The sequence below is a fragment of the Pseudomonas sp. Irchel 3A7 genome (assembly GCF_900187565.1).
In the GTDB taxonomy this organism is placed as follows: Bacteria; Pseudomonadota; Gammaproteobacteria; order Pseudomonadales; family Pseudomonadaceae; genus Aquipseudomonas.
Genome location: NZ_FYED01000009.1, coordinates 59,065 through 81,550, shown reverse-complemented (window position 1 = coordinate 81,550; position 22,486 = coordinate 59,065). Strand labels below are relative to the sequence as shown.

At 60.8% G+C, this 22,486-nt stretch carries 23 protein-coding genes and 1 pseudogene; 9 read left to right on the top strand and 15 right to left on the bottom strand.

What is annotated here, in order from left to right; genetic code table 11:
• Positions 1 to 87: 87 nt before the first annotated feature.
• From CKW21_RS16275 to CKW21_RS16235, 9 genes and pseudogenes are all read right to left on the bottom strand, one after another.
• The gene (locus tag CKW21_RS16275) at positions 88 to 876 is read right to left on the bottom strand and encodes a MipA/OmpV family protein (RefSeq protein WP_095194972.1); all 789 of its coding nucleotides are present in this window, start codon (positions 874 to 876) and stop codon (positions 88 to 90) included.
• 101 nt (positions 877 to 977) lie between these two features.
• Positions 978 to 1,466, bottom strand: a complete 489-nt coding sequence (locus CKW21_RS16270; protein ID WP_095194971.1) for a GFA family protein — start codon at positions 1,464 to 1,466, stop codon at positions 978 to 980.
• 137 nt (positions 1,467 to 1,603) lie between these two features.
• The gene (locus tag CKW21_RS16265) at positions 1,604 to 3,106 is read right to left on the bottom strand and encodes a serine protease (protein WP_095194970.1); all 1,503 of its coding nucleotides are present in this window, start codon (positions 3,104 to 3,106) and stop codon (positions 1,604 to 1,606) included.
• Positions 3,103 to 3,381: a hypothetical protein gene (locus CKW21_RS31520; RefSeq protein ID WP_170948678.1), complete on the bottom strand. Its 279-nt coding sequence runs from the start codon at positions 3,379 to 3,381 to the stop codon at positions 3,103 to 3,105. Before CKW21_RS31520 ends, CKW21_RS16265 begins: the two co-directional genes overlap by 4 nt.
• Before the next feature lie 64 nt (positions 3,382 to 3,445).
• Positions 3,446 to 4,063, bottom strand: coding sequence for a DNA-3-methyladenine glycosylase (locus CKW21_RS16255; protein ID WP_095194968.1), 618 nt, complete (start codon positions 4,061 to 4,063; stop codon positions 3,446 to 3,448).
• A 4-nt stretch (positions 4,064 to 4,067) separates the two neighbouring features.
• Entirely contained in the window at positions 4,068 to 4,880 is an 813-nt protein-coding gene (locus tag CKW21_RS16250) for an isocitrate lyase/phosphoenolpyruvate mutase family protein (RefSeq protein ID WP_095194967.1), read from the bottom strand.
• A gap of 32 nt (positions 4,881 to 4,912) precedes the next feature.
• Positions 4,913 to 5,995: a bifunctional transcriptional activator/DNA repair enzyme AdaA gene (locus CKW21_RS16245; RefSeq protein WP_095194966.1), complete on the bottom strand. Its 1,083-nt coding sequence runs from the start codon at positions 5,993 to 5,995 to the stop codon at positions 4,913 to 4,915.
• Positions 5,996 to 6,183: 188 nt separating this feature from the next.
• Positions 6,184 to 6,804 carry a LysE family translocator gene (locus CKW21_RS16240; protein ID WP_095194965.1) on the bottom strand — a complete coding sequence of 207 codons (621 nt, stop codon included), beginning with the start codon at positions 6,802 to 6,804 and terminating at the stop codon, positions 6,184 to 6,186.
• A gap of 91 nt (positions 6,805 to 6,895) precedes the next feature.
• Positions 6,896 to 7,791, bottom strand: a pseudogene (locus tag CKW21_RS16235) (DMT family transporter).
• 89 nt (positions 7,792 to 7,880) lie between these two features.
• On the opposite strand from CKW21_RS16235, the gene CKW21_RS16230 reads away from it, so the two are divergent.
• Together CKW21_RS16230 and CKW21_RS16225 are read left to right on the top strand one after the other, a co-directional pair.
• The gene (locus CKW21_RS16230; RefSeq protein WP_095194964.1) at positions 7,881 to 9,212 is read left to right on the top strand and encodes a PLP-dependent aminotransferase family protein; all 1,332 of its coding nucleotides are present in this window, start codon (positions 7,881 to 7,883) and stop codon (positions 9,210 to 9,212) included.
• A gap of 88 nt (positions 9,213 to 9,300) precedes the next feature.
• Positions 9,301 to 9,888 carry a LysE family translocator gene (locus tag CKW21_RS16225; RefSeq protein WP_095194963.1) on the top strand — a complete coding sequence of 196 codons (588 nt, stop codon included), beginning with the start codon at positions 9,301 to 9,303 and terminating at the stop codon, positions 9,886 to 9,888.
• A 174-nt stretch (positions 9,889 to 10,062) separates the two neighbouring features.
• Here CKW21_RS16225 and CKW21_RS16220 read toward each other — a convergent pair whose 3' ends face one another.
• Both CKW21_RS16220 and CKW21_RS16215 read right to left on the bottom strand, forming a co-directional pair.
• A complete protein-coding gene (locus tag CKW21_RS16220) occupies positions 10,063 to 10,902 on the bottom strand; it encodes an AraC family transcriptional regulator (protein ID WP_095194962.1) in 840 nt (279 codons plus the stop codon).
• 33 nt (positions 10,903 to 10,935) lie between these two features.
• A complete protein-coding gene (locus CKW21_RS16215) occupies positions 10,936 to 11,439 on the bottom strand; it encodes a VOC family protein (RefSeq protein WP_095194961.1) in 504 nt (167 codons plus the stop codon).
• 367 nt (positions 11,440 to 11,806) lie between these two features.
• Here CKW21_RS16215 and CKW21_RS16210 point away from each other — a divergent pair, with 367 nt between their 5' ends.
• From CKW21_RS16210 to CKW21_RS16185, 6 genes are all read left to right on the top strand, one after another.
• Positions 11,807 to 12,055 (top strand): transmembrane sensor/regulator PpyR, encoded by a 249-nt coding sequence (locus tag CKW21_RS16210; protein WP_095194960.1) that lies wholly within the window; start codon positions 11,807 to 11,809, stop codon positions 12,053 to 12,055.
• Complete coding sequence (locus tag CKW21_RS16205) at positions 12,055 to 13,209, top strand: NnrS family protein (protein WP_095194959.1); 1,155 nt, start codon at positions 12,055 to 12,057, stop codon at positions 13,207 to 13,209. Before CKW21_RS16210 ends, CKW21_RS16205 begins: the two co-directional genes overlap by 1 nt.
• Positions 13,210 to 13,478: 269 nt before the next feature.
• Positions 13,479 to 13,934, top strand: a complete 456-nt coding sequence (locus CKW21_RS16200) for a (2Fe-2S)-binding protein (RefSeq protein WP_095194958.1) — start codon at positions 13,479 to 13,481, stop codon at positions 13,932 to 13,934.
• Between the two features lie 7 nt (positions 13,935 to 13,941).
• Complete coding sequence (locus CKW21_RS16195; protein ID WP_095194957.1) at positions 13,942 to 16,110, top strand: xanthine dehydrogenase family protein molybdopterin-binding subunit; 2,169 nt, start codon at positions 13,942 to 13,944, stop codon at positions 16,108 to 16,110.
• Position 16,111: 1 nt separating this feature from the next.
• Positions 16,112 to 16,693, top strand: coding sequence for a hypothetical protein (locus CKW21_RS16190; protein ID WP_095194956.1), 582 nt, complete (start codon positions 16,112 to 16,114; stop codon positions 16,691 to 16,693).
• 74 nt (positions 16,694 to 16,767) lie between these two features.
• Positions 16,768 to 17,340, top strand: a complete 573-nt coding sequence (locus tag CKW21_RS16185) for a GGDEF domain-containing protein (protein WP_095194955.1) — start codon at positions 16,768 to 16,770, stop codon at positions 17,338 to 17,340.
• A 124-nt stretch (positions 17,341 to 17,464) separates the two neighbouring features.
• On the opposite strand, the gene CKW21_RS16180 is transcribed toward CKW21_RS16185, so the two are convergent.
• The gene (locus CKW21_RS16180) at positions 17,465 to 17,890 is read right to left on the bottom strand and encodes a VOC family protein (protein WP_095194954.1); all 426 of its coding nucleotides are present in this window, start codon (positions 17,888 to 17,890) and stop codon (positions 17,465 to 17,467) included.
• Between the two features lie 115 nt (positions 17,891 to 18,005).
• Between CKW21_RS16180 and CKW21_RS16175 the strand changes: the two genes are divergently transcribed.
• Positions 18,006 to 18,866, top strand: coding sequence for a LysR family transcriptional regulator (locus CKW21_RS16175; RefSeq protein ID WP_095194953.1), 861 nt, complete (start codon positions 18,006 to 18,008; stop codon positions 18,864 to 18,866).
• Between the two features lie 171 nt (positions 18,867 to 19,037).
• Here the strand turns inward: CKW21_RS16175 and fabI are convergent, their stop codons facing one another.
• The 3 genes from fabI to CKW21_RS16160 are packed head-to-tail and all read right to left on the bottom strand — an operon-like array spanning position 19,038 to position 22,485.
• A complete protein-coding gene (gene fabI / locus CKW21_RS16170) occupies positions 19,038 to 19,832 on the bottom strand; it encodes an enoyl-ACP reductase FabI (RefSeq protein WP_007956947.1) in 795 nt (264 codons plus the stop codon).
• A 21-nt stretch (positions 19,833 to 19,853) separates the two neighbouring features.
• A complete protein-coding gene (locus tag CKW21_RS16165) occupies positions 19,854 to 21,464 on the bottom strand; it encodes an ABC transporter ATP-binding protein (RefSeq protein WP_095194952.1) in 1,611 nt (536 codons plus the stop codon).
• 1 nt (position 21,465) lies between these two features.
• Positions 21,466 to 22,485 (bottom strand): ABC transporter permease, encoded by a 1,020-nt coding sequence (locus CKW21_RS16160; protein ID WP_095194951.1) that lies wholly within the window; start codon positions 22,483 to 22,485, stop codon positions 21,466 to 21,468.
• Between the last annotated feature and the right edge of the window lies 1 nt (position 22,486).

Sequence of the window (22,486 nt, the reverse complement as noted above, 5' to 3'; positions counted from 1 at the left end):
CGCGCAGGCTCGCTCCCACAGGGGGGAATACATTCCAAATGTGGGAGCGAGCCTGCTCGCGAAAGGGTCATCAGCATTACCGGATCGTCAAAAGGTGTACACCACCCGCCCAGCCAACGAAGCCTGCATCCGCCGCTCGACAATCGGGCTGTGCGCCGCATCGCCCACCAGATACTGCACCGCCAGCATCGTCGAAACACTCCATTGTTCATCAATCGGCAGGGACCAGGTCAGGTCCGCCCCGCGACTGATCAGCCCGCCATGGGTGTCATGGACCTTGAACTGACTGCGTGACGCCTGGGTCGTGCTGACGCCATACCAGGTGCGCACATAGTCGCCATCGCCGAACTGACTGTTGAGGCTGCCCACCACCTTGCCATGCTCGCCGTCATAAAGCGGTGCGCTGATGCTCAGTTTCAAGCGGTTCCACGACGAACCCGTGTCGTGGTCGTCATCGTCTTTCTCCAACGCATGCTCAAACTCCGCGCCGAGTATCAGCGGACCCATGTGATAGCTCCCGTCCAGTCCGAGCACTGGCCGCGACTTGATCGAACCCATGCCGTTGAGCTCGTCCGAGCCTTTGTATCCAGTCTTGCGATCCTTGCGCACATCACTGGCGCCGATGTACACGCTGAGGCCGAAATCATCCTCGTCAAAGGCCCAGCCCAGGCCCCGCTCGCTGTCGAGGAATAGGCCATAAGGACTGACGATCTCACCGCCCACCAGCGGGGCGACCACTCGCTCGTCACTGCCGCTGTAGCGCGGTGCGCTGATGGCACCGGCACGCAGACTGTAGCGCCAGTCTTCAGCATGCAAGGCGGTGAAAGGCAGGAGCAGGCAGCAGGAAGTCAACGACAGACACAGCGGACGGAACATGGGGACACCCGAGGGAAATTTGGATGCCCCCATGCTAGGTGGCTGGCGACGTGCAATCTTTGGCAGCTTTGTCGCAAAACTGTCAAAGACTGTGAAAGGACCTAGCGGCTCAACCCCAGGCGCTCATGCCATTGCGCGATGGATTCTTCGGGGTAGTCATCGAACTGCTTGTCACCAGGCGCGACTTGGGCTTCAACCCCGGGTGCCTTGGAACCGAGCAACAAATGCGTGTGCTCCGGCGGCACCGGCAGCGGTGTGTCAATGGCCGACGCAAACGGGTAGATAAACTCAGGCCATTCGGGGCTGAACAGCCACAAACCCGAACCGCAAACCGAGCAGAAATGCCGTTCGGCACTGCTGCGGTGGGCACGCTTTTCGCCTTCGCCCTTGAGCAGGGCATGGTAAATAGCAATGTTCTTGCGCCCGCGAACTTTGAGGCTGTTGGCATCACCGGCAATATTGATCGCAAAACCGCCACCGCCCTGGGTCTTGCGGCAGATCGAGCAGTAGCAGCGTTGATAAGGGTAGGGGTGGGCGCTGTGCAGGCTGAACGAGACCGCGCCGCAATGGCAGGAGCCTTCGAGATGCATGGTGGCCTCCGGTGGCTGAAGTGATGCGGTTTAGCCTAGAAGATTGGCGGCGAGAGTGCCGACGTCTTCGCGAGCAGGCTCGCTCCCACAGTCGGAACGCAGTCTCCTGTGGGAGCGAGTCGGCTCGCGATCAACCGTCAGGGCAACGCCAGCAGGTCAGCACGAACATCCGAGTAACGGCCACTCATATCCTCATTTCTGCTGCAAAGCCTCAAGGGCAATTGCTCGGCCATAAACGTCACCTCATCAAAGGTTTTTGTGTAATCAGCAATTTTTATCTTGCTGCAGTCGGTATCTGCCATTGGGCCGGAGTAATAAAGTGCGCCGAAGTGGGTGGGAACCCGATAGCGCCATTTGACGCTGTAATTCCAGTCGGCGCCCAACCTGATGGTGGGTTCCGGTGGCCGAACCGGCGTTCTTTCCACCAGTTGTGCTGGAGTAATCCAGGCGCTTTTCATTAAGGCTGCAGTCGGTCTTTGTTCGGCGGATTCCACACCAATGACACACAGGTAGTGCATACCGACATCTCGGCTGACAGGCGTGTCGAGCATTGCGTCCCTGGCATCAAGAGTGCCGCTGTAGTTTCGCGGAGACCTGCAATCCATGGCATCTCTTACCGTCTTGAAGCGGTAATAGGGAGTACTTAACGAAAACTGTGCATTGAGAACAGGGTCCGGGCTGGTTGCATGTTCTGGCATGGTCACATACTGGGTTGGCCAATATTTCATTTCGGTCAGCTGGAAAGTAGCATCGGACTTGCAGATGTTCGAGTTCCTGATGAAAACGCCGTCGCTGAAACAACTCATTAAATAGTCCACTGGAAAAGCATAGTGCGTGTCGGGTGACCACATGACTTTCCCGTTTTTTACTTCACAGGGTGCATTTTCAAAGCACTGCTCGTCCGCCGTTGCACCGTGGGTGCTCGTCGCCAGAACACTGAGGATTTCGCCGCTTTGCCTGTCAAGCACAGGGCTTCCCGAGGAGCCGGGGCGTACGTCACGACAGCTGTTTTTCAATGTGGCGAAATAGACCCGGTCGCCTTCCACCAGTGTGGCCGCCGTAGACCTCTGAGAGCAGGCCGCCAAACGCAAGCCGGATTGTTCCAGTCCTTTGGGGGCGCCAACGATCAGCACATCTGAAGCGTCCTTCGACCATTGAGAGGCGAGAGCAATCGGGGTGATGCCTTGCTTGATCAGGGTATCGAGTGCGACGTCCAATTCCATGATTGCCAGGTCAGTCTGGTACAAATCTTTCCAGACGATGTCCTTGATGGCATAGGTTTTATAGCGGGTGGAAGTGTCGGTGAAATAATTGAACTTTACGCTGTGGCTTTCTGTTGGAGCCAGAGGGCGGTTAAGCACTCCAGGCGCACAGTGCGCGGCGGTGAGCAAGTAAGCCGGGCCGACGGCCCGGGCGTTTTCGTCGCGAGTGTCCATAAGGCTGGCGGTACAGCCGGGATCGTCGTTCCGGAATATCTTTCCAATACCATTCCAGCGCTTGTAATGTTCATCCTGATTTTTAAGTAATACCGCGTCGGATTCATTGGCAAGGCCTTCGCCGAAGTCCGTTGCGAAAATGGATGTAGAGAATATTAATGTGGTTGTCAGTGTGCATAAGGCACTCGGCTTTCTTTGTGTCATAACCAATCCCTGGTTGTTTCAATGAGTTTATTGATGCCTGCAATGAAGTTTTTCATTGTCGGAGAAACAGTAAAACTGCCGGGTGCATATAGCGAGACTTGTAACTGTTTTAAGGTGTTGCGCGAGGAAATAACGTTGTACAGCAAGAATGACAATGGCAAGGCGTTCAACAGGGCGTTGATCAGGGCGTTCAGTCGGTTGAAGTCCGACCTGTGAGCGGGCGTGGCGGGATGTGTTGTTTGTGCAGACGCCTTCGCGAGCAGGCTCGCTCCCACATTGGTCCTGCGTACACAGGTCGAATGTGAGAGCGAGCCTGCTCGCGAAGAACGATAACGCGGTCTATCGGGTAGGCACTCGCCACAAATACCAGGAAGCCACCGTCCGATACGGGCTCCATTCCAACCCGATCTCGATCATTTGCTTGCGCGTCGGCTGCACCTCCAGCCCCTTGAGCCGCCGATAACCCTCGCGCACGCCGAAGTCATCGGCCGGCAAAACGTCCGGTCGTTCCAGGCTGTAGATCAACAACATCTCCACGGTCCAGCGTCCCACGCCGCGCAGGGTGATCAGGCGCTCGATCAGTGCTTCATCATCCATCGCCAGCGCGGTGGCGTAATCCGGCACCACGCCGTCCAGCGTCGCCTGGGCGATGCCCTGGATGGTCGCGATCTTGCTGGCGGAAAACCCGCAACTGCGCAATTGATCGACATCCGTGGCGACGATCTGCTCAGGCCTGGGAAACGAAACCGACGGGAACAACGCCAGCAGCCGCCCGACAATCGCATCGCCCGCCTTGGCGTGCAGTTGCTGGTAGGCAATCGCCCGGACCAGCGATTCATAAGGATCGCGTGCGGCATGGGGTTGATGCAGGCACGGGCCGACCACGGCGATGTGCTGATGCCAGTCATCATCGAGTGACGATAAAAACTCAGTGGCTGGCTGGTAGCGGTCGCGCATGGGCTCAGGCTTTCCCGGACGGTTTCAACAGCGCGTTGATTTCGCCATAGGTCAACGCCTTGATGTCGTGGCTGTCGAGTTTGCCGTTCTGCAGAAAGCTTTTGGTCAGTGAAGCCATGGCGCCGTAGAGAAACTCGGCGATGTTCGAGCCGGCGCTCAGGCGACGCACGCCGAGTCCTTGCAACGCTTCAGGCGACGGCAGGCCGGGTAACCCCAGCACATTCAACGGCAGTGGTGTGCCCTGGCACAGCGCTTTGATCTCATAATCCGACGTGACACCCGCCGCGAACAAGCCGTTGGCACCGGCCGCTTGATACAGCGCGGCGCGCTGGAGGGTTTCTGCCACGCGATCTTCGGCGGGAACCAGGCCTCGCAGGTACACATCAGTGCGCGCATTGATAAACAGATTCACATGACGCCGAACGGCGACCTCGCGGGCGGTTTCGATCTTGCGGGCGAGCAGTTCGGGTGATGAGGCACCGTCCTCGATATTGATCCCCACCGCACCGGCGGCAATAACCGCGTCTACCACCTGGGCAACCCGAGCCAGGTCGTCGGAGTAACCGGCCTCGATGTCCACGGTCAACGGCACCGAGATCACCCGTGCAATGGATTCGACCGTCGATACCAAGCGTTCAAGGGGCAGGGTGTTGCCATCCGGGTAACCATGGACCCAGGCCACCGCCGCGCTGCTGGTGGCCACCGCCTTGTTGCCCAGTTGCTCCACCAGCCGCGCCCCGGCGGCGTCGGCGACGTTGGTGAGGATCAGCAGACCGTCCTGATGCAGTTGATGAAATTGAGTGTCGAGCCTGTCCATCGAATTTCCTTCCTTATGAAAAACACAGGGGGTCAGAATGCGAGTTGTTCGGTGAGCTGTATCGCAGCGTTTTCCAGCCTGAGCAGGAACGCCTTGCGCGGTTGGCCTCCAGCGTAGCCTGTCAGCGAACCGTCGGCACCGATCACGCGATGGCAGGGCACCACAATCGAGAGGCGGTTGTGACCGTTGGCCAGGCCCACTGCGCGACTGGCGCCGGGCTTGCCCAAGAGGCTGGCGATAGCACCGTAAGTCGTGGTCTGGCCGTAGGGGATTTTTGCCAGCTCGGCCCAGACCTGGCGGGAGAACTCGCTGCCGGGCATGTGCAGGGCAACGTTGAATTCGCTGCGACTGCCCGCAAAATACTCAGCCAGCTGTTCTTCGATGTGCTGCAAATGCGCGTTATGCCCCGGCGCCACGGCGTAACCGAACCGGTTTTGCAGGGCTTCGACTTCCCGGGTCAATGACGCCTGATCGAGGAACTCCAGCAATACCAGCCCACGTCGTTCGGCCATGGCGATCATCGGCCCCAGAGGCGTGGTCAGCCGGGTGAACAGCAAGGGTTCGCTGTTGGCGGCGCAACCGGGGGTGATGTGGAAGGATTTCTGGAACGCATCGCGGAAACCGCTCAGGGATTCGTAGCCTGAGTCGAATGCCGCGCTGTCGATGGAATCGCCCTGCTTTATTCCGCCCAATGCCATGCCCAGGCGCCGGGTGCGCATCCAGGCATGAAAAGTCATGCCGAAATACTGCTTGAACCAGCGGCGCAACTTCAGCGGCTCGATGCCTTCGGCCAGCAACTGGGCGTCAGTCCAGCGCTGCTCGGGGTTGGCGTCCACCGCTTTGAGCAGCTTCTGCACCCAGTCCGGGGCGGTGGCTGCGGCATTCAACGGTTTGCAGCGCAGGCAGGCGCGGTAGCCGGCGGACAGACATTCATCGGCGTGGGCGAAGAACTCGACGTTCTCGGGCTTGGGCTTGCGCGCCGTACAGCCGGGACGGCAAAAGATCCCGGTGGTTTTCACCGCAGTGAAAAACACCCCCTCGTAGGCGGTGTCGCGCTCGAGCATGGCGCGAACCATCTCGGCGTGGGGCGGAAGCTGCGTGTGTTGTAGGTTCATGGACGCAGCATAGAACGGGGCAGGGGCAGCCTCCACCGGAAAATCGACAGGGAATTTTGTTCATTCGCCATGAGATCAATGCCCCTGTGGGAGCGAGCCTGCTCGCGAAGGCGTAGTGTCAGCCACTTTAATGTTGGCTGTACCACTGCTTTCGCGAGCAGGCTCGCTCCCGCAGTTGGTTTCATGTTTCAGGTGCGCCGTGCCATCAGTAACACCGAGGCAGCGGCTGATAGAAGCCCCGCGCAGCAGCGGTTGAACATCCGCTTGCCCGACGGCTTGGCGAACCAGCGGCGCATGTGCAGGCCCATGTAGGCGTAGGCGGCGATGGCGACCCATTCGAGCGCCAGGAACAGCGCGCCCAGCACCGCGAATTGCGGCGTGATGGCGCGGCTCGAGTCGACGAACTGCGGCAGGAACGCGGTGAAGATCAGGATCGCTTTCGGGTTGCCCGCCGCCACCAGAAACTCCTGTCGGGCCAGCGCCAGCATGCCCACGGGTGCACCGGTCACGGTGCTTTCCATCCCGGGGTCGGCACGCCACAGTTGCCAGGCGAGATAGAACAGGTACGCCGCTCCGAGGATCTTGATCGCGTAGAACAACAACTCCGAGGTTTGCAGCACCACCGCCAGGCCCGCCGAGGCGAGGGCGATCATCCCGGCGAACGCCAGCAAACGACCCATCCCCGCCACACAGGCGATGCGGTAGCCGTAGCGGGTGGAGTTGCTGACCGACAGCAGGTTGTTCGGGCCTGGCGCCATGTTCAGGGCGAAGCAGGCCGGAAGGAAGAGTGTGAGGGCGGCGAGGTCCATGGGCGGGCTCCAGTAACGAGAGCCCTGTTTTTATCACGAGAGGCGGTTGGGCTGACCCGTACAGTCATGACGGCAAGCGCCATAGCAGTGGCTAACGGGCGAATTTTTTCGCCCCGGCCACGCACAGAATCACCGCCACGGTCACCCCGAGCATGCCGATGCTCACATGCTCGTGCAGCAAGGTCGCCGCCAGGGCCAGTCCAAAAACGGTTGCAGCAATTGCAGTTGTCCGACGGCGGCGATTCCGCCTTGGGCCAGCCCGCGATACCAGAACACGAAACCGATCAGCATGCTGAACAGCGACACGTACGCCAGGCTGAACCAGGCGGGTGTGCTGATGCCGCTGAACGAAACCGGCAGGCGCCACCAGGTCAGTGCCGCCATGACCGGTAACGCCAGCACCAGCGCCCAGGAAATCACCTGCCAGCCGCCAAGCGTGCGGGACAGCTTGGCCCCTTCGGCATACCCCAGGCCACAGGCCAGGATCGCCAACAGCATCAGGATGTCGCCCTGGGGTGAGGCGGTCAGGCCTTGGGCCACGGCGAAACCGACCACCAGCAGACTGCCCAGCACCGAGAAGATCCAGAACACCGGGCGGGGGCGTTCACCACCACGCAAAACACCGAATACTGCGGTCGCGAGCGGCAGCAGGCCGACGAACACAATGGAATGAGCAGAGGTCACGTACTGCAGCGCCAGCGCGGTCAGCAGCGGAAACCCCACCACCACGCCCAGGGCGACGATGGCCAGAGGCACCAGTTGATGGCGTGCGGGACGTTTTTCCTTGAACGCCAGAAGCAGGCACAGGGCCAGAATCGCGGCGATCGTCGCGCGGGCCACCGTGAGGAATACCGGGTCGAATTCCAGTACCGCCACCCGTGTCGCCGGCAGTGAGCCGCTGAAAATCACCACACCGATCAGGCCATTGATCCAGCCGCTCGCATTGCTGTCCAGCGCCCGGTTTTGCAGGTTCGACGTCCGTTCCATTTCGCTCACACTCATTGTTGGCTTGCATGAAACCCATCCTATGGCTGACTATCGATACAATCAAAAAATTGTCATGGATACATCTCGACATGCCGCGCTCCCGCTACAAGTCTCTCGTAGATGCCTTTGCCGCCGACATCCGTTCAGGGCGTTTGCCGCCCGGTACACGCTTGCCGACGCATCGGCAACTGGCCACCGAGCATGGTCTGGCGCTGGTCACTGCCAGCCGGGTGTACGCCGAGCTTGAAAGTATGGGCCTGATCAGCGGCGAAACCGGACGCGGGACCTTTGTCAGGGAGACAGCGTTGCCACCTGGGCAAGGCATTTCACAGTCCGTGGTGGCAGCGGGGATGATTGACCTCAACTTCAACTACCCGTCGTTGCCCGGTCAGGCGGATCTGTTGCGCACGGCCTTGCGCCAGCTCGCGCTGTCCGGCGACCTTGAAGCCCTGTTGCGTTACCAGCCCCACGCGGGGCGCATGCATGAGCGGGCCTCGGTCGCGCGCCATCTTGCCGATCGCGGCCTGAACGTGCCGGCCGAGCAGGTGTTGATCGTCAGTGGTGCGCAGCATGGCCTGGCGGTGGTGATGATGACGCTGCTCAAACCCGGCGATGTCATCGCCGCCGATGCCTTGACCTATCCCGGTTTCAAGACGCTGGCCGAAACGCTGCACCTTGAAGTCTTGCCGATTCCGGTCACCGACAAGGGGCCGGATTTGCCGGCCCTGGAAAAGCTCTGCCGCAATCGACCGGTGCGGGCCGTCTATTCGATGCCGACCTTGCATAACCCGCTGGGCTGGGTGATGGACGCCGATCAGCGCGAGCGCTTGGTGGCGATGGCGCGCCAGCATGACCTGACGATCATCGAGGACGCGGCCTACGCGTTCCTGGCGGAAAACGCGCCGCCACCCCTGGCGGAAATGGCACCGGAAAGAACGGTCTACGTGTCCGGTTTATCGAAGAATGTCGCCACTGGCCTGCGTGTCGGTTTCGTGGCCGCGCCCGCGCAATGGATCGCGGGATTCGAACGCACGATCATGGCAACCACTTGGAACACCCCCGGTGTGATGACGGCCATTGCCACGGCCTGGCTCGACGACGGCACCGTGAGCAGGCTGGAGGGGCAAAAGCGTGCGGACGCACGAGCCCGGCAAGCCTTGGCGCAGGAGGTGCTGGCGGGACTCAGGACGATCAGCCATCCCTCTTCGTACTTCATCTGGCTGCCATTGGCCGAAGACGCCCGGGCCGACCAGATCGCCATGGCGCTGATGCGCGAGCAGGTGTCGGTGTCGCCTGCCGAACCCTTTGCGATAACCCCCCATGTGCCGCACGCGATTCGCTTGGCGCTGGGCTCGGTGGACATGGACTTGCTGCGCGAAGCCTTGGTGAAAGTGAAACGGGTGGTGGGCTATTACGCGTAGTGGTCTCGCAGGGCAGTTTTCTTCAATACGCACGCCAAGGGGCTCATTACCTTGAGGCCTGGTTCAACTGACAGGAAGAAGGTGTGCGATGAGTCTGATGATGTCCATGGCGGCGTTTGCTTTGGCCGCTTCGATAACGCCGGGGCCGGTGAATATCGTGGCGTTGAGTTCGGGGGCGCGCTTCGGCTTTCGCGCCAGTCAGCGGCATGTGGCGGGGGCGACGCTGGGTTTTGTGTTGCTGCTGGTGCTGATGGGGCTGGGATTGCATGAGTTGTTGCTGCTGTGGCCGGCCATGACTCAGGTGGTGCAGTGGGCCGGCGTGGCGTTCCTGTTGTACATGGCGTTCAAGCTGGCGGCCGACAACGGGCAACTTGAGGCGAAAGAGGCGGGCCGTGCGCCGTCGATGCTGTACGGGGCCGTCATGCAATGGCTCAACCCCAAAGCCTGGCTGGCCTGCGTGGCCGGCATGGGCGCGTTTGTCGCCGATGGTGAGGCGCGGTTGGTGTGGCAGTTCGCGGCGGTGTACCTGGTGATCTGCTACCTGTCGGTCGGTTGCTGGGCATATGCCGGGACGTTTTTGCGCGGCTACCTGAACAACCCGGCGGGGATGCGCTGGTTCAATCGGGTGATGGCGCTGATGTTGGCGGTGAGTGCGGTGTATTTACTGCTGCCGTAGACATCGACAAGCAGGCTTTTTGTGGCGAGGGAGCTTGCTCCCGCTGGGCTGCGAAGCGGCCCCGACATTCCTTCAGACAGACCTTGCATGCAGGTCTTGCGACGGCTTCGCCGCCGAGCGGGAGCAAGCTCCCTCGCCACAAAAGCCCGTGTGAGCAAGTTCCGGCGAGTGGGATCACCCCCGATACTGTCCCGGCGTCGCCGCCAGATGCTGCTTGAACGCCCGTTGAAAATGCGCCTGATCGGCAAATCCGGCTTCCAGCGCGACGTCGGCGATCAGCTTGCCGTTGCGCAGTTGATCCTGGGCGAACTGGATGCGGCGGTTGACCAGGAAGGCGTGAGGCGTCATGCCGTAATGCTGGTTGAAGGCGCGGATCAGGTAGGACGGCGACAATTGTGCCGCTTTGCAAATGTCTTCGAGCTTGAGCATTTGCGTGCAGTGTTCACGGATGAATTCGGCGGCGCGTTCGAGCTTGAAGTTGGGCTCGCGCAACGGCTGATCGACCGGGTTCAGCCTTAGCTGCACCTCGGTGAAAAACTCCACCGCCGCACTGTGTTTATGCAAAACGTCCTGCTGCGGATCGACCAGCAACTCATACAAATCCTTCAAACCCTCAAACAGGTCGACATCCGGCGTATGGGTGACGCTGAAGCGGCGAAACGCCAGGTCGTCGCTGAAGCCGAGCTGATGCTGCAGGTCGGTGAGCCACGGGGTATCGACATACAGCATCAGGTAGGACCAGGGCTGGTCATTGATGGGGTTGCAGGCGTGAACATCACCAGGGTTCATCAGCACCACGGTGCCGGTACTGACCTCGAATCGTGATTGCTCGTGGACATAGGTACTGCGTCCGGCGGTGATCGCACCGATGGAAAAATGCTCGTGGGAATGCCGCGTGTAACAGACTTCGCGCCCGTCGGCGATGGCGCGTGCCTCGATAAAGGGCAGGGCATCATCGCGCCAGAAGCGCGGAGCCTTGTCCGGTTCCTTGGGCCTGGGCTTGGAGAACGTCATGGTCAATCCTCGGCAGATCAGCCCCGGAGTGTATTAGCTCTCGCCATCAAAGGCTCGTCGCAGCTCGGCGATATTCAATTTTTTCATCTGCATCATCGCCGCCATGGCGCGTTGGGATTTGGTTGTGTCAGGGTCTTTAAGCATCTCCATCATCGCCACCGGCACGATCTGCCACGACACGCCGAATTTGTCCTTGAGCCAGCCGCACTGCTGTGCCTCCACCGGTCCGCCGGCGGACAACCTGCCCCAGAAGTGATCGACTTCTTCCTGGGTCTGGCAATTGACCTGAAACGAGATCGCCTCATTGAACTTGAAGTTCGGGCCACCGTTAAGGCCAGTGAAACTGTGCCCGTCGAGTTCGAAACTGACCGTCAGCACCGAGCCTTCCTCGTGACCATGGATTTCCTGGCCGGCCTTGCCGTAGTGAGTGATGGCGGTGATTTTTGCGTGATCGAAGATCGCACAGTAGAACTTCGCAGCCTCTTCGGCCTGACCGTCGAACCAGAGGCAGGGGGTGAGTTTTTGAACGTGTAGCATGGCGGGTCTCCCTGGCAGGTTTTTGCATGCTGGATTATCAGCGTAGCCAGCCTGTGCTTGTCTGGTTGTGCCGTAGATCGACAAAACGCTCTTTTGCTCTTTGTAGGAGCGAGCTTGCTCGCGATGGGCTCCAGGGCACCGCTGAGTATCTGGTCTTGCGCGTTATCGTTCACCACCTTCGCGAGCGAGCTCGCTCCTACAAGGTTGCTGTTAGTCAATATGACTTCTATGTGTGTCCAAATGACTCCTTTTGAGAGGAGTCGTTTTGACATGGATCGCTCCAATCTATTGATTCATATGGCTTAAATATATGGCACGAGACTTGATACATCCAACGTACAACTGAACTGCTACAGGAGTACGGAAAATGTTCCATTTCTTCAGCAATCCTCAGAATGTTCTGCACCTTTCCAGCCGTGTACTCGGCGTTGGCCTGGCCATGCTGCTGGCGGGGATCTACGGCGCGTACCTTTATGACGGTCACCTGTCGATCCTGGCGCAAGTGTCATTGCACGCCATGACCATTGTCGGCCCGACCTTGCTGAAAATCGGTTACGTCATGCGCCTGCTGGCCCAGCACCGGTTGAGCAAGCCACTGGCCGGGGCGCTCGTCTGATGCGCAAACTGCTCGCGGCACCGGTCCTGAGTCTGGGTTTTCGTCCGTTTTTTTTGATGGGGGCCACGTTCGCCGCACTGTCGGTGGCGATCTGGGCCTTGTGGTTGTACGGCCGCTTGCCCGGCGCGCAACCAGTGGGCGGCATGCTTGCCTGGCATCGACACGAAATGCCGTTCGGGTTCGCCGTGGCAATCATCGGCGGGTTCCTGTTGACGGCGGTGCCGAACTGGACCGGCCGACCTGCGCTCAAGGGCTGGCCATTGATCGGGCTGGTGCTGGTCTGGGTGCTGGCGCGCCTGGCCTGGTGGATGCCGATTCCTCCTGCGCTACTACTTCTATCGCAGTTGCCTTTCCTGCCACTGCTGGCCATTGCTCTGGGCCGCGACCTGATAGCGGCCGGCAAGCGCGACAATTATCCGATTCTGCTGATGGTCATGCTGCTGGCCGGTTGTCAGGCCATGACGCTGTGGGGTATGTCGGTGGATGACGCAGGCCTGCAGCGGCGTGGTGTACTGGCCGCCTTGTGGCTGGTGGGTGCGATGATGAGCGTGATTGGCGGGCGCGTGATCCCGTTCTTCATCCAGCGCGGCTTGAATCGCCCGGCACAGCCTGCAATCAGTCCATGGCCGACCCGGTTCCTGTTGCTGAGTAGTTTGCTTGTGGCGTTGACCTTCGCCCTCGGTTTACATGATGTCCCCAGGCTCTGGCTGGCGGCGTTGTTTGTGCTGATGGGGGCTTTGCATCTGCTGCGCCTGTGGCGTTGGCATGATCGGGGCATGTGGCGCGTGCCGCTGTTGTGGTCGCTGTACCTGTCCTACGTCTGGCTGGTGGTGGCGGTGTTCGCGATGGCGCTGTGGCATGTCGGCCTGATGCCGCAACAGAGCCTGGCGACCCATTCGCTGGCGGTGGGTGGAGTGGGTGGGTTGATTCTGGCAATGATTGCCCGGGTCAGCCTGGGTCACACCGGGCGGCCGTTGCAGCCGTCGAAAGCCATCGTCCTGGGGTTTGCCCTGGTGCTGGTGGCGGGCCTGTCACGGGTGTTGCTGGTGCCGTTTTCCGGGTTGGGACTGGGATTGTCGGCGCTGCTTTGGTGTATGGCGTTCGGGCTGTTTCTGTTGCGTTACACCGGTATTTTGTTCAAGCCGAGGGTTTGACCCCGACACTGTGGCGAGGGAGCTTGCTCCCGCTGGACGGCGTAGCAGTCCCTTTCTTTATAGGGCCGCTTCGCAGCCCAGCGGGGGCAAGCTCCCTCGCCACAGGTTACTCATCGTCTGTTAGAGGGTTCTTGTGTGACCGGTGGTCGATACACCTCGGCCAGCGAAGCAAATTGGACTTAGCTGTAGGGATAACCAAGGCGCGCGTAGGTTGTTCATTGCCACAGCGACGCCCCCTTCAGAACACCGTGAGTCTGAGGAGCTTCGCAATGCTGACCCTCAATATCAATGGCAAGGACCAGGAACTGGATGTCCCCGCGGACATGCCTTTGCTCTGGGTCCTGCGCGATGTCGCGCACCTCACCGGGACCAAGTTCGGCTGCGGCATGGCCCAGTGTGGCGCCTGTACCGTACACATCGACGGCACGCCATTACGTTCCTGCATCACGCCGGCTACAGCCGTGGCACACGGCCAGAAAATCCTCACCATCGAAGGCTTGTCGACTGACGGTTCGCACCCGGTGCAGCAAGCCTGGGCCGAACTCGATGTGGTGCAGTGCGGTTACTGCCAGTCCGGGCAGATTATGTCGGCGGCGGCGTTGCTGGCGAAGATCCCGCAACCGACCGTCAGCGATATCGATCAGGCGCTGTCGGGCAACATCTGCCGTTGCGGCACCTATCCAAGAATTCGTGCCGCGGTCAAACGCGCCGCCGAGCTGGGTTGAGGTGGCCATGGACAGCATTTATCCGCTCTCGCGTCGTGGTTTTCTCAAAGGCAGTGCCGTGCTGGGCGGCGGTCTGGTGGTGGCGTTTGTCATCCCCGGTGGCCATCGTTTTGCCGTGGGGGCCGAGAACCAGGGCAACGCGTTCGCCCCCAATGCCTTCCTGCGCATCGGCAATGACAACAGCGTCACCGTGCTGCTCGGTCATTCGGAAATGGGCCAGGGCATCTGGACCGGCCTGACCATGTTGATCGCCGAAGAACTGGACGCCGACTGGTCAAAAATCCGCGTCGAACATTCCCCGGCCTCCGCCAAGGACTATGGCCTGGCGGGTTTTGGTGGCATGCAGATCACCGGCGGCTCGACCTCGACCTGGATGGAGTTCGACCGCTACCGCCAGGCCGGCGCGGCGGCGCGGTTGATGTTGATCGAGGCGGCGGCCAAGCGCTTCAACGTCGCACCTTCCGACATTCGTACCGAATCGGGTGTAGTGATTGCCGGCGACCAGCGCGCCACTTATGGCGAACTGGCCGACGACGCCGGCAAGTTGCCGGTGCCGGACCCTGAGACCATCAAATTCAAGGAGGCCAAGGACTGGAGAATCATTGGCAAACCCACGAAACGCCTGGACACGCCAGAGAAGATCACCGGGCGCGCCAGGTTCGGCATGGACGTGCAGTTCGAAGGCCTGATGACCGCGATGGTCGCCCGTCCCCCGGTATTCGGCGGCAGCGTCAAATCCTTTGAAGGCGCCGAGGCGCTGGCGATTCCTGGCGTGCACAAAGTGGTGCAGGTGCCGACGGGCGTGGCGGTGATTGCCGATCACTATTGGGCGGCGAAACTGGGGCGTGATGCGCTGCACGTCGAATGGGATCTGGGGCCGAACGCCGGGCTCGACAGTCAGAAATTGCTGGAAGACTTTCGCAAACTCGCCGCCACCCCCGGCCTTCCGGCCAGCCAGGCCGGCGATACCAAGGCCGCATTGGCCAAAGCGGCCAAGACCCTCGACGTCGAGTACAGCGTGCCGTATCTGGCCCACGCACCGATGGAACCGCTCAATTGCACGGTGAAAATTACCCAGGACAAATGCGAGATCTGGACCGGTACGCAGTTCCAGACCCTGGACCAGATGATTGCCGGGAAAATCACCGGGCTCAAGCCTGAGCAAGTGGAGATCCATACCGAGTTCCTGGGTGGCGGTTTTGGCCGCCGGGCCAATCCGACGTCGGATTTTGTCGCCGAAGCGGTGCAGGTCGCCAAGGCCGCGGGCGCACCGGTGAAAACCGTGTGGGCGCGGGAGGATGACATCCGTGGCGGCTACTACCGCTCGGCATTCCTGCACCAGGCGCGTGTCGGCCTGGGTGCCGACGGCTTGCCGATGGCGTGGAAGCATGTGCTGGTCGGGCAGTCGATCATGGTCGGTACCTCGCTCGAAGCGGCCATGGTCAAGAACGGCATCGACAAGACCTCGGTCGAGGGCGTGGCCGATAGCCCGTATCTCGAAGGACTGGCCGATCATCAGGTTGACCTGCATTCGCCGAAAACCGGTATCAGCGTGCTGTGGCTGCGTTCGGTGGGGCATACCCACACCGGCTTCGTCATGGAATCGCTGATCGATGAACTGGCCGCGGCGGCGGGCAAGGACCCGGTGGAATACCGACGGACCTTGCTCAAGAACCATCCACGGCACCTGGGTGTGTTGAACCTGGCGGTAGAGAAAGCCAACTGGAAAGCGCCACTGCCGGACGGCCATGCCTTGGGCGTGGCGGTGCATGAATCGTTCGGCAGCTACGTGGCCCAGGTCGCCGAGGTGTCCCAGGAGAACCTGGCGATTCGCGTGCATCGCGTGGTGTGCGCGGTGGACTGCGGGATTGCGGTCAACCCGCAGAGTATCGCGGCGCAAATGGAGTCGTGCATCGCCTTTGGCCTGAGTTTCACCTTGCACAGCAAACTGACGATCAAGGACGGCAAGGTGGTGCAGTCCAACTACCACGATTACCAGGTGCTGCGGCTCAACGAGATGCCGGTGGTGCAAGTGCATATCCTGAACAGCAGCGAAAAACCCGGAGGCATTGGCGAGGCCGGTGTACCACCCACGGCGCCGGCGGTAGCCAACGCGGTGTTCGCCCTGACCGGGCAACGCCTGCGGGAGCTGCCGCTGCAACTGTCGGGGGTGTGAGATGAGACGACATCATTGGGTGCTTGGAGCGCTGATACTGGTTGGCCTTTTTGTCTATGCAACCGAGCTGTTCGCCGAAGATAAAGAGGCCGTGAAGGCCTTCGACACGGTACAGAAAGTGTTCCAGAGCCCGCGGTGCCAGAACTGCCACATTCCCGGCGATTCGCCGTTGCAGTTCGACGCGGGAACGCCCCACGCGATGAACGTTGTGCGCGGCATGGACGGCAAGGGGGCGGCGGGCTTGCCTTGTGCCAGTTGTCATGCCGAAGCCAATCCGCCGGCCAGCTACGGCCCGAAAGCGCCACCCGGTGCACCGCATTGGAGTTTGCCGCCGGCGGCGCACAAAATGGCCTGGATCGGCCTGCCGCCCGACCAGTTGTGCAGCATGATCAAGGACCGTACACGAAACGGCGACCGTGATTTCGCGGCGCTGATCAAGCATGTCCGTGAAGACAAACTGGTGCTTTGGGGCTGGAATCCGGGCGGTGATCGTGCGCCGGTGCCGGTGCCGCACGATATTTTTGTCACGCAGTTCAAGCGCTGGGCGGACGCCGGCGGGCCGTGTCCGGTAGTGGGTAGCTGACCAACGGCGAGTCGACATGGAGTCAAACCCGGTATCGAGGACTCTAAAGAGCATACCCACCCATGGAGTATGTGATGCTGATCTCAGGCAAACCGCACAAATCCAGTAAGCGTGCAGGGACGCCGCAGCAGGAGCGTGAGCTACTGCGCGATCTCGCCCGCAAGGCGGAGCAAGAGCTGATCGGGGTACAGATGGCGAGCATGGATGAGTTGACGCTGCTGCCCAACCGGCACGGTTTCCTGGCGCTGGCCCAACTGGGACTGGACGCCTGCGGGCAACTGGGCCGACCGGCGACGTTGCTGTTCTTCAATCTCGATGAATTCAAACGCATCAACTACCTGTTCGGTCGCACCGAGGGTGACAACGCGCTGAAAACCTTCGCCGATGTACTGCGTATAGGTTTTCGTGAAAGCGATGTGATCGGGCGGCTGGACGGTGCCACCTTCGTTGCCTTGCTGACGGGGTCCGCCTCGGTGGACACCCATGCAATCAAGGCGCGGCTCGAAGAAATGCTCGATGAACGCAATGCCACGGCGCATCGCGGGTATGACATACGCTTCAGTATCGGGCAGATCGAGCATGACCCGGCGGTTCATGGAACGGCTGAAGAGCTGTTGGAAGAGGCTGAAAGAGTGATAGGCAAGTAGAGTGACGTTGTATTTGCGGGCCTCTTCGCGAGCAGGCTCGCTCCCACAGTTGATCGCATTTAAACTCGATCAAAGGTGGGAGCGAGCCTGCTCGCGAAGGCGGCCTTAGTGGCAACGCATTCCGTCACTTGGCAAACAACTGCCCAATATCCTTGAACGCCTTGAACTCCAGTGCATTGCCGCACGGATCGAACAGAAACATCGTCGCCTGTTCGCCCACCAGCCCTTGAAAACGAATCCCCGGCTCGATCACGAAGCGCGTCTGCAATGCCTTCAGCCGCTCGGCCAGTGCCTCCCATTGCGCCATCCCCAGCACCACGCCGAAATGCGGCACCGGTACGTCATGACCGTCGACGGCGTTGGTATGGGCCGCTTCCTGCGAGGCGTTTTTCGGCGCCAGGTGGATGACCAGTTGATGGCCGAAAAAGTTGAAGTCGACCCAATGATCGCTCGAACGACCTTCTTCGAGGCCAAATACGCTGCCATAGAAGTGCCGCGCAGCCGCCAGGTCATACACGGGAATGGCCAGGTGAAAAGGGGACAGTTGCATCAGGCTTGCCTCGCTTGCATGGGGAGTTCAGGCAGAGTTTAGTCCTGTGCTTTTCGATTGAAAGACGATAGTTTTTGCATCGAGCTCAAATTATTTCGATCAATCGGTGGCCGCCATGCTTCGAGAACTGAAAACCTTTATCGCCGTGGCGCGCCATGGCACGTTCGCCGCCGCGGGCATGCACATCGGCCTGACGCAATCGGCGGTCAGCGCGCAGATCCGCAATCTGGAACAGGCCCTCGGCATTCGTCTGTTCGATCGCACCGGGCGTCAGGCGCTGCTCAATGCGGCGGGCCAGCGCGCGTTGCCGATGGCCAGGCAGATGTTGGAAATCTTCAATCGCATGGCAGTCAGTGATGACGTCAGCGAGTACCGTGGCGAATTGAAGATCGGCGCCGTGGCCACGGTGCAGACCGGATTGCTGCCCCAGGCATTGTTGCGATTGCGCCAGCAGGCGCCGCGCCTGGAGCCGAAACTGGTGCCGGGCGTTTCCCTGAACCTGTTGAGCCAGGTGGACACGGGAGAGGTGGACCTGGCGATCCTGATCAAGCCGCCGTTCGACCTGCCCAAGGAACTGTCGGCGCAAGTGATCCGCCGCGAACCGTTCGTGCTGATCGCGCCGATGGACCTTGAAGGCGATGACCCGCTCACGCTGCTCGCCGAACATCCCCATGTGCGCTACGACCGCAACTCGTTCGGCGGGCGCCTGGTGACGCGATTTCTGCGGGAGCGGCAGATCGATGTGCAGGTCGCACTGGAACTGGATGAGCTGGAAGCCATTGTGAAAATGGTCGAATGCGGGTTGGGGGTTTCGCTGTTGCCGGAGGCGGGGTTGTGGCTGGAGCATGGGGCGAAGGTCAGGGTAATTCGCTTGGGCGAGTTGACCTTCTACCGCGAAATCGTCCTGTTGCAGCGCTACAGCCAGCGGATGCAACCGATCCAGCAGTTGTTCGCGAAATGCCTGAACACCGAATAACCCTGTGGGAGCGAGCCTGCTCGCGAAAGCGGACTGACATTCAGTTTTGATGTTGGCTGGCACACCGCCTTCGCGAGCAGGCTCGCTCCCACAAGGGGCCATGTTGTGCGCGGAATCGCAGGCACAAAAAACCCGCCAAAACAGGCGGGTTTTTTGATGGCTAACCGAAGATCACTCTTCGATATTGCCCATGGCCGTGGTGTTGAAGCCACCGTCCACGTACATGATTTCGCCGCTGATGCCGGACGCCAGGTCGGAGCACAGGAATGCACCGGCGTTGCCGACTTCTTCGATGGTGACGTTGCGACGCAGCGGGGTTTGCGCTTCGTTGGCGGCCAGCATCTTGCGGAAGTTCTTGATGCCGGAAGCGGCGAGGGTGCGGATCGGGCCAGCCGATACGCAGTTGACGCGAGTACCGTCCGGGCCCAGGGAGCCGGCCAGGTAACGAACGCCCGCTTCCAGGGAAGCCTTGGCCATGCCCATCACGTTGTAGTTCGGCATGGTGCGCTCGGCGCCCAGGTACGACAGGGTCAGCAGGCTGCCGTTGCGGCCTTTCATCATTTCGCGACCGGCCTTGGCCAGGGCCACGAAGCTGTAGGCGCTGATGTCGTGGGCGATGCGGAAACCGTCACGGGTGGTGGCTTCGGTGAAGTCGCCGTCCAGTTGGTCGCCCGGGGCGAAGCCCACGGAGTGCACGATGCAGTCCAGGCCGTCCCACTTCTTGCTCAGTTCTTCGAAGACCTTGGCGATTTCTTCATCGCTGGCCACGTCGCACGGGAAGCACAGCTCAGGGCTCGAACCCCAGCCTTGTGCGAACTCTTCGACACGACCCTTGAGTTTGTCGTTCTGATAAGTGAAGGCAAGCTCAGCGCCCTCGCGATGCATGGCGGCAGCGATGCCGGATGCGATGGACAGCTTGCTGGCGACACCGACGATCAGTACGCGCTTACCGGCGAGAAAACCCATGTGTTGCTCCTCTCTTTCAGGTTATTGCGCAGTGTCTGGAACCAGGAAGGCGGCTTCCAGCAACTGCTGTGTATACGGATGTTGGGGGTCGGCAAAAATACTTTGCGCGTCTCCCTGTTCGACCACTTGGCCATGCTTGACCACCATCAGCTGGTGGCTCAGCGCCTTGACGACAGCCAGGTCATGGCTGATAAACAGATACGTCAGGTTGTACTTGGTTTGCAGTGAACGCAGCAGCTCCACCACTTGGCGTTGCACGGTGCGGTCGAGGGCCGAAGTCGGCTCGTCCAGCAGAATCAACGCCGGTTTTAGCACTAATGCCCGGGCAATGGCGATTCTCTGCCGTTGCCCACCGGAAAATTCGTGGGGGTAGCGGTGCCGGGTATCCGGGTCCAGACCTACCTCCTTGAGTGCCGCAATAATCGCTTGTTCCTGTTCCGCCTCGGTGCCGATCTTGTGGATCCGCAAGCCTTCGCCAACGATCTGGCTCACGCACATCCGTGGGCTCAGGCTGCCGAACGGGTCCTGAAACACCACCTGCATCTCCCGCCGCAGCGGCCTGACTTGTTGCTGCGTCAGGCAGTCTAGCTGCTTGCCTTCAAAACGGATGGCGCCTTGGCTGCCGATCAACCGCAGAATCGCCAGGCCCAGCGTCGATTTGCCGGAACCGCTTTCGCCCACGATGCCCAGGGTCTGTCCCTGGGGCAGGCTGAAATTGATGCCGTCCACCGCCTTGACGTAATCCACCGTGCGCTTGAGCAGGCCTTTCTTGATCGGGAACCAGACTTTCAGGTCTTCGACCGCCAGCAAGGGCGGGCCGATCACGTTGGTCGCCGGCGTCCCGCTGGGCTCCGCTGCCAGCAGGATCCGAGTGTACGGATGCTGCGGCGCGCGGAACAACTCTTCGCACGATGCCTGTTCGACGATGCAACCGCGCTGCATGACACATACGCGATGCGCAATTCTTCGCACAAGGTTCAAATCGTGACTGATCAGTAACAGCGCCATGCCCAGGCGAGCCTGTAATTCCTTGAGCAATTCGAGGATTTTCAGCTGAACGGTCACGTCCAGCGCGGTGGTCGGCTCATCGGCAATCAGCAATTCCGGCTCGTTGGCCAGGGCCATGGCGATCATCACCCGCTGGCGCTGACCGCCGGACAATTCGTGGGGCAGGGCTTTAAGGCGCTTCTCAGGTTCTGGAATGCCGACCATTTCCAGCAGTTCGAGGGTGCGTTTGGTCGCCACTTTGCCGACCAGGCCTTTGTGGATGCCCAGCACCTCGTTGATCTGCTTCTCGATCGAGTGCAACGGATTGAGCGAGGTCATCGGCTCCTGGAAGATCATCGCGATCCGGTTACCGCGGATGTGGCGGATGGTTTTTTCTTTCAGGTCCAGCAGGTTTTGCCCGGAATACTCGATGGTGCCCGATGGATGGCGGGCGAGCGGGTAGGGCAGCAGGCGCAGGATCGAGTGGGCGGTCACCGATTTGCCGGAGCCGCTTTCGCCCACCAGCGCCAGGGTTTCGCCGCGCTTGATATCGAAGCTGACATTCTCTACAACGCGCTGGCAGTGCTCGCCAACGACGAATTCGACGGCGAGGTCGCGCACTTCGATCAGATTGTCCTGATTCATTTCACTTCCTCGGGTCGAAGGCATCGCGAGCGGACTCGCCGATGAACACCAGCAGGCTCAACATCAGTGCCAGCACGGCAAATGCGCTCATGCCCAGCCACGGCGCCTGCAAGTTGGATTTACCCTGGGCCACCAGCTCACCCAGCGACGGGCTGCCCGCCGGCAGGCCGAAGCCGAGGAAATCCAGGGCGGTCAGGGTGCCGATGGCGCCGGTCAGGATGAACGGCATGAAGGTCATGGTCGAGACCATCGCGTTGGGCAGAATGTGGCGGAACATGATCGCGCCATTCTGCATGCCCAGCGCCCGGGCCGCACGCACGTATTCCAGGTTGCGCCCGCGCAGGAACTCGGCGCGGACCACGTCCACCAGGCTCATCCAGGAAAACAGCAGCATGATCCCCAGTAGCCACCAGAAATTCGGCTGCACGAAGCTGGCAAGGATGATCAGCAGGTACAGCACCGGCAGCCCGGACCAGATCTCCAGGAAGCGCTGTCCGGCCAGGTCGACCCAGCCGCCGTAGAAACCCTGCAAGGCACCGGCAATCACCCCGACAATCGAGCTGAGGATGGTCAGCGTCAGGGCGAACAGCACCGACACGCGAAAGCCGTAGATCACCCGGGCCAGCACGTCGCGGCCCTGGTCATCGGTGCCCAGCAGATTGTCCGCCGACGGTGGCGCGGGAGCCGGGACTTTCAGGTCGTAGTTGATGCTCTGATAGCTGAACGGAATCGGCGCCCACAGCACCCAGGCATCCTTGGCCTTGAGCAGTTCGCGGATGTATGGGCTCTTGTAGTTGGCTTCCAGCGGGAACTCACCGCCGAAGGTGGTTTCCGGGTAACGCTTGAGCGCCGGGAAATACCAGCCATCGTCGTAGTGCACCACCAGCGGTTTGTCGTTGGCGATCAACTCGGCGCCGAGGCTGGCGCCGAACAGGATCAGGAACAGCCACAGCGACCACCAGCCGCGCTTGTTGGCCTTGAACAGCTCGAAGCGGCGGCGATTGAGAGGGGACAGGTTCATC

What these genes read in the sequence shown, in the direction of transcription:
- CKW21_RS16275 (WP_095194972.1), bottom strand. Translation starts at nt 876, where the DNA reads ATGTTCCGTCCGCTGTGTCTGTCGTTGACTTCCTGCTGCCTGCTCCTG.
- CKW21_RS16270 (WP_095194971.1), bottom strand. Translation starts at nt 1,466, where the DNA reads ATGCATCTCGAAGGCTCCTGCCATTGCGGCGCGGTCTCGTTCAGCCTG.
- CKW21_RS16265 (WP_095194970.1), bottom strand. Translation starts at nt 3,106, where the DNA reads ATGACACAAAGAAAGCCGAGTGCCTTATGCACACTGACAACCACATTA.
- CKW21_RS16255 (WP_095194968.1), bottom strand. Translation starts at nt 4,063, where the DNA reads ATGCGCGACCGCTACCAGCCAGCCACTGAGTTTTTATCGTCACTCGAT.
- CKW21_RS16250 (WP_095194967.1), bottom strand. Translation starts at nt 4,880, where the DNA reads ATGGACAGGCTCGACACTCAATTTCATCAACTGCATCAGGACGGTCTG.
- CKW21_RS16245 (WP_095194966.1), bottom strand. Translation starts at nt 5,995, where the DNA reads ATGAACCTACAACACACGCAGCTTCCGCCCCACGCCGAGATGGTTCGC.
- CKW21_RS16240 (WP_095194965.1), bottom strand. Translation starts at nt 6,804, where the DNA reads ATGGACCTCGCCGCCCTCACACTCTTCCTTCCGGCCTGCTTCGCCCTG.
- CKW21_RS16230 (WP_095194964.1), top strand. Translation starts at nt 7,881, where the DNA reads ATGCCGCGCTCCCGCTACAAGTCTCTCGTAGATGCCTTTGCCGCCGAC.
- CKW21_RS16225 (WP_095194963.1), top strand. Translation starts at nt 9,301, where the DNA reads ATGAGTCTGATGATGTCCATGGCGGCGTTTGCTTTGGCCGCTTCGATA.
- CKW21_RS16220 (WP_095194962.1), bottom strand. Translation starts at nt 10,902, where the DNA reads ATGACGTTCTCCAAGCCCAGGCCCAAGGAACCGGACAAGGCTCCGCGC.
- CKW21_RS16215 (WP_095194961.1), bottom strand. Translation starts at nt 11,439, where the DNA reads ATGCTACACGTTCAAAAACTCACCCCCTGCCTCTGGTTCGACGGTCAG.
- CKW21_RS16210 (WP_095194960.1), top strand. Translation starts at nt 11,807, where the DNA reads ATGTTCCATTTCTTCAGCAATCCTCAGAATGTTCTGCACCTTTCCAGC.
- CKW21_RS16205 (WP_095194959.1), top strand. Translation starts at nt 12,055, where the DNA reads ATGCGCAAACTGCTCGCGGCACCGGTCCTGAGTCTGGGTTTTCGTCCG.
- CKW21_RS16200 (WP_095194958.1), top strand. Translation starts at nt 13,479, where the DNA reads ATGCTGACCCTCAATATCAATGGCAAGGACCAGGAACTGGATGTCCCC.
- CKW21_RS16195 (WP_095194957.1), top strand. Translation starts at nt 13,942, where the DNA reads ATGGACAGCATTTATCCGCTCTCGCGTCGTGGTTTTCTCAAAGGCAGT.
- CKW21_RS16190 (WP_095194956.1), top strand. Translation starts at nt 16,112, where the DNA reads ATGAGACGACATCATTGGGTGCTTGGAGCGCTGATACTGGTTGGCCTT.
- CKW21_RS16185 (WP_095194955.1), top strand. Translation starts at nt 16,768, where the DNA reads ATGCTGATCTCAGGCAAACCGCACAAATCCAGTAAGCGTGCAGGGACG.
- CKW21_RS16180 (WP_095194954.1), bottom strand. Translation starts at nt 17,890, where the DNA reads ATGCAACTGTCCCCTTTTCACCTGGCCATTCCCGTGTATGACCTGGCG.
- CKW21_RS16175 (WP_095194953.1), top strand. Translation starts at nt 18,006, where the DNA reads ATGCTTCGAGAACTGAAAACCTTTATCGCCGTGGCGCGCCATGGCACG.
- fabI (WP_007956947.1), bottom strand. Translation starts at nt 19,832, where the DNA reads ATGGGTTTTCTCGCCGGTAAGCGCGTACTGATCGTCGGTGTCGCCAGC.
- CKW21_RS16165 (WP_095194952.1), bottom strand. Translation starts at nt 21,464, where the DNA reads ATGAATCAGGACAATCTGATCGAAGTGCGCGACCTCGCCGTCGAATTC.
- CKW21_RS16160 (WP_095194951.1), bottom strand. Translation starts at nt 22,485, where the DNA reads ATGAACCTGTCCCCTCTCAATCGCCGCCGCTTCGAGCTGTTCAAGGCC.